Source organism: Fulvimarina manganoxydans (assembly GCF_900176465.1).
In the GTDB taxonomy this organism is placed as follows: domain Bacteria; phylum Pseudomonadota; class Alphaproteobacteria; order Rhizobiales; family Rhizobiaceae; genus Fulvimarina; species Fulvimarina manganoxydans.
In genome coordinates this window covers 1-4,552 of sequence record NZ_FWXR01000046.1, presented here as the reverse complement: position 1 = coordinate 4,552, position 4,552 = coordinate 1, and the positions used below count along the sequence as shown (strand labels likewise).

The window sequence follows — 4,552 nt, the reverse complement described above, 5'->3', positions numbered from 1 at the left end:
GCTCCGCGCCGCCGCCCGTCGCTCACCCCGCCCAGCCAAGCAACCCAACCGCCGGAAACGAACTTTCGGCTGGATAAAACTTGGGGGCAACGTCACGACGCACGCACGCCACAGAAGCGCTGCTCGACGGCTTCGATCATCATGTCGCGGACGTCGGAGCCGCTGATGCCGGCGCCGGCCACGACCTTCCAGGCCATGACCTCTCGGTCGTGCGCATTGGACTTGCCACGGGAAACTGGAGAGCTCTTCTGAGGGAAAGAGGAGCATTTCATGGGCAAGCCACAGCGGCGGTTCGGCAAGGAATTTGAAGCGGAGGCCGTCCGCCTGGTCGAGACGAGCGGCAGGACGCAGCGGGAGATCGCCGAGGATCTCGGCATCGGGTTATCGACACTGCGTCGATGGCTCGAGACGCATCGGGACAAGGAATTGGAAGCTCCGCCGCCCGATCGGCAGGAGGACCTTCCGGCGGAGCTGAAGAGGCTGCGGCGTGAGAACGAGATCCTGCGCCAGGAGCGCGAGATCCTGAAGCGGGCTGCGACTTTTTTCGCCAAGGAGGGAAGTCGATGAGGTTCAAGCTCATCAACACGGCGAAGAAGGATTTCCCTGTCCAGCGTCTTTGCAAGGTCCTCGACGTCAGCCCAAGCGGCTACTTCGCCTGGAGGGCGCGTCCGGCCTCACGCCGACAGCGCGATGACCTGGTGATGCTGGCGCAGGTCCGTTCAGCGTTCGCTACGTCGAACGAGACGTACGGAAGCCCGCGTATGGTCCATGAACTGCGAGCTGACGGCCATCTGGTCGGCCGCCGTCGCGTCGCCCGGCTGATGCGTGACAACGGGCTGAAGGCCCGGCAGAAGCGGCGTTTCAAACGTACGACCGACAGCCATCATGGGTTTCCGATCGCTCCAAACCTTCTGGACCAGGACTTTACCGCGACCGGACCGAACCAGAAATGGGGGGTCGACATCTCCTACATCTGGACCCGGGAGGGATGGCTTTATCTGGCTGTCGTGATCGATCTCTTCGCCCGACGCGTGGTTGGATGATCAACAAGCGATCGGCTGAAGAAAGACCTGGCCCTGTCGGCGCTACGCCGAGCCATTGCCGTTCGCCGTCCGTCCGCCGGGCTGATCCATCATGCCGATCGCGGCTCGCAATACTGTTCTCTCGAATATCAGGCCGAACTGCGCCGACACGGCATCCTGATCTCGATGTCAGGCAAGGGAAACTGCTACGATAACTCCATGGTCGAGAGCTTCTTCAAGACCCTGAAATCCGAACTCGTCTGGCGCACCGTCTTCCAGACCAGGACCGAGGCGACCGCCGCGATTGGTCGATATATCGACGGCTTCTACAATCCTGTCCGGCGCCATTCGGCGCTCGACTTCATCAGCCCGCTTCAGTTCGAAAGGCGGGCAGCATAAAATCAAAAACGCTCTCCACTTTCACGGGGCAAGTCCACGCCTCTTGTGCGACGATGTCGGCGAGCTTTTTTTAAAAGCTTCGACGGCTTCCGGCGTGGCAGAATGCGGGTTCTTCGGGCGCGGCGCCTTTAGCGAAAAACCGAGCCGCTTCAGGGCTTCCCACCCGCGCGGCGCATGCACGCTCTCAACGCCTAGCCGCACCGCCATCCAGCGTGCGACCTTCGGGCCGGTCCAGACCCCGCCATCGTCTGGCGGTGCATTCAACCTCTCGCGCAAAGCCGAAAGATCGTCAGGCGAAAGCAGCGGTTTACCGCCGCGGCTGTTGCGCCGACGATCACCGAGCCCGTCGGGACCGTCGATTGCGTAGCGCTTTTCGATCTTCAGGACCCAGCGCTCCGAAAAGGACAGGATCTCCGCGACCTCCGCCCGCGATCGACCCTTCGAAAGAAGCAGGATCGTCTGAAAATGGTTACGCTCGACGACGTCGTCGGCATCGCGAAATCGCCGTTCAAGCTGCTCGATCGTCAGCGGCTCGGGAGTGAACGCCATCACAGGCCTCCATCAAATCAGTCCCTGCGAGCCTAAAAAATTTCTGTCCGAGCGGGAATCCTGAATCAATCCTCCGAATTTGCTATCATTGCGATCCATCGACGGTGGCTTTGAGGACGTGCGGGACGTCTTGGCCGGGCGCTGCAGCCGCAGCACCAGATCGATCAATTTGTCTTTTGAAAGCCGATTAAGATCATCCCGGTTCATGACCGTATAGATTCAGAGAACCTGGCCGCCGAAAAGGGGTGGGTAATTACCTTATCGGCCACCATTTATAGAAAAGTTATATTTATGTTAGCTTTAACGATAAGGTTGACTGTTCGCTAACAAGCATCAACTAATAGAAAATATTCGGACTTCATTAATCACAAGAGGCGCACCGTTCTCCTCGATCCAGGTCCCAGTCAGTGCCCGGATCGTCAAGTGGGGGATGAGCATGATCGTTCGCGCGGCAATGACTTCGGTCTGGATGCTTTCGGCGGCCGTGTTCGTTCTTGCCATCTGTCAATCGGTCGGAACGAGCGGACAGACGATCCTTGCAACGACCCTTGTCGTTGCCATGCTCCTGCTCTGGCAGATGGGCAAGCGGAGCCCGACCCGGCGCATTCTTTTCATGGCTTTAGCCGTCGGTGTCATCGGTCGCTACGCGTTTTGGCGCACGACGGAGACACTCCCGCCAGCGGATGAGCTGATGAATTTCATTCCCGCCGTTCTACTCTACGGCGTGGAAATGTTCGCGATTATCGTGCTCCTGACCAGCTTGTTCGTGGTCCTGAAGCCGCTCGGCTCCCGCCGGCTGGGCAAGGGTCTGGAGAGCCGCGAGAAACCGAGCGTCGACGTTTTCATCCCGACCTATGACGAGAGCACCGAACTTCTGACCGTGACCATCGCCGCCGCTCTGGCGATGGATTATCCACGCGACAGGCTGACCGTCTATCTCCTCGACGACGGCGGCACAGACGCAAAGGTCAACGCCGCCGATCAGCTGAACGCCCGTCTTGCGCGCCAGCGGCGCGATACGCTCCAAGCACTCTGCGTCGAAATGGGTGCGGTCTACATGACCCGTGCTGAAAACAACTCGGCCAAGGCCGGCAATCTCAACGCGGCATTGCCGCGAACGGGCGGCGAACTCGTGGCAGTCTTCGACGCCGATCATGCGCCGGCCCGCAACTTCCTGAACGAGACGGTCGGCCATTTCGCCGAGGACGAGAAGCTCTTTCTCGTTCAGACTCCGCATTTCTTCCTGAACCCCGATCCGATCGAGAAGAATCTGACACTGTTCAAGCGGATGCCGTCGGAAAACGAGATGTTCTACGGCGTCGTCCAGCGCGGGCTCGACGCTTGGGGCGCGGCCTATTTCTGCGGCTCGGCCGCGTTGCTGCGGCGCCGCGCACTGGAATCGGTCAATGGTTTTTCCGGCGTGACGATCACCGAGGATTGCGAGACCGCTCTTTCGCTTCACGCCAGGGGCTGGACCAGCCGCTATGTCGACAAGCCGCTGATCGCGGGCCTGCAGCCGGAAACCTTCGAGGGCTTTATTGGCCAGCGCTCGCGCTGGTGCCAGGGCATGTTGCAGATCATGATCCTGCGCAATCCGCTGTTTGCGCGCGGGCTCAGCTGGGCGCAGCGTTTGTGCTACCTGTCGTCTGGCATCTTCTGGCTGTTCCCGGTCGCGCGGCTTACCTTCATGCTGGCGCCGCTTCTCTATATCTTCTTCAATCTGGAGATCTATCAGGCCAGTCTGCAGGAATTCTTCGCCTATACGGCCCTCTACATGCTCGCAAACGCGATGCTGCAAAATTATCTGTATGGCGATGTCCGCTGGCCGTGGATTTCCGAACTCTACGAATATGTTCAGTCGGTCTATCTCTTGGGCGCGATCGCGGCCGTTATCCGCGCGCCCAAATCGCCCACTTTCAAGGTGACCGCGAAGGGTGTCACGACCGAGAGCGATCGGCTGTCCTCGCTGGCAAAGCCCTATTTCGTGATCTTCGCCGCCATTCTGGCTGGCGCAATATGGTGCGGATGGCGCTGGTATGTCGAGCCGAGCTCGCGTGATCTCCTCGCGGTCGTCGGGTCCTGGAACCTCCTCAACCTGGTAATCGCCGGTCTCGCGCTCGGTGTCGTCAGCGAACGGGCCGAGCGGCGGCGCAACCAGCGGCTCACGGTTTCGCGCAGCGGCGAACTCAGCTTTGGCGAGCAGGCGATCGCCGTCATCATCGAGGACGTGTCCTCGAGCGGCGTGCGCGTGCGGCCGATCGGCTTCGACATCAAGACGCTCGCGGACGAAAGCGTGCGGGGCACACTGACATTCGAGGGCAGCGCAGAAGCGGGGCTCGCGGTGGTCCTGCGGCGGCGCATTCCCGATGCGCGCGGCATTTCGCTCGGGCTCGAATTCAGCGCCCTTGTTCCCACGCAGATGCGGCTCGTCGCCGACCTCATGTACGCGGACGCTGCCGCGCTCTCGAGCGCCCGAGAACATCGTCGTCCTCCGGTATAGAGTTTCCTGAGACAGAACTTTGGGTTTGAGTGGCTCCGTTGAGGAGGAGCCATGACAGACGAGAAGAGCGCCCGGGCGGGCG

2 protein-coding genes and 2 pseudogenes are annotated in these 4,552 nt (G+C 60.7%); 2 read left to right on the top strand and 2 right to left on the bottom strand.

Translation table 11 applies throughout. The features are described from left to right. Positions 1-270: 270 nt before the first annotated feature. Positions 271-1,421: pseudogene (locus tag B9A15_RS22280) on the top strand (IS3 family transposase). A gap of 21 nt (positions 1,422-1,442) precedes the next feature. Here the strand turns inward: B9A15_RS22280 and B9A15_RS22275 are convergent. Both B9A15_RS22275 and B9A15_RS23935 read right to left on the bottom strand, forming a co-directional pair. Further along, positions 1,443-1,970, bottom strand: a complete 528-nt coding sequence (locus B9A15_RS22275; protein ID WP_084413144.1) for a winged helix-turn-helix domain-containing protein — start codon at positions 1,968-1,970, stop codon at positions 1,443-1,445. Positions 1,971-2,048: 78 nt separating this feature from the next. Beyond that, positions 2,049-2,177, bottom strand: a pseudogene (locus B9A15_RS23935) (IS66 family transposase); the annotation flags it as partial. A gap of 229 nt (positions 2,178-2,406) precedes the next feature. Here B9A15_RS23935 and bcsA point away from each other — a divergent pair. After that, positions 2,407-4,470 carry a UDP-forming cellulose synthase catalytic subunit gene (bcsA, locus tag B9A15_RS22265; RefSeq protein ID WP_170923413.1) on the top strand — a complete coding sequence of 688 codons (2,064 nt, stop codon included), beginning with the start codon at positions 2,407-2,409 and terminating at the stop codon, positions 4,468-4,470. The last annotated feature ends 82 nt before the right edge of the window (positions 4,471-4,552 follow it).

Bases quoted from the DNA above. Each gene is read 5' to 3' on its own strand.
- B9A15_RS22275 (WP_084413144.1), bottom strand. From the start codon at position 1,970: ATGGCGTTCACTCCCGAGCCGCTGACGATCGAGCAGCTTGAACGGCGA.
- bcsA (WP_170923413.1), top strand. From the start codon at position 2,407: ATGATCGTTCGCGCGGCAATGACTTCGGTCTGGATGCTTTCGGCGGCC.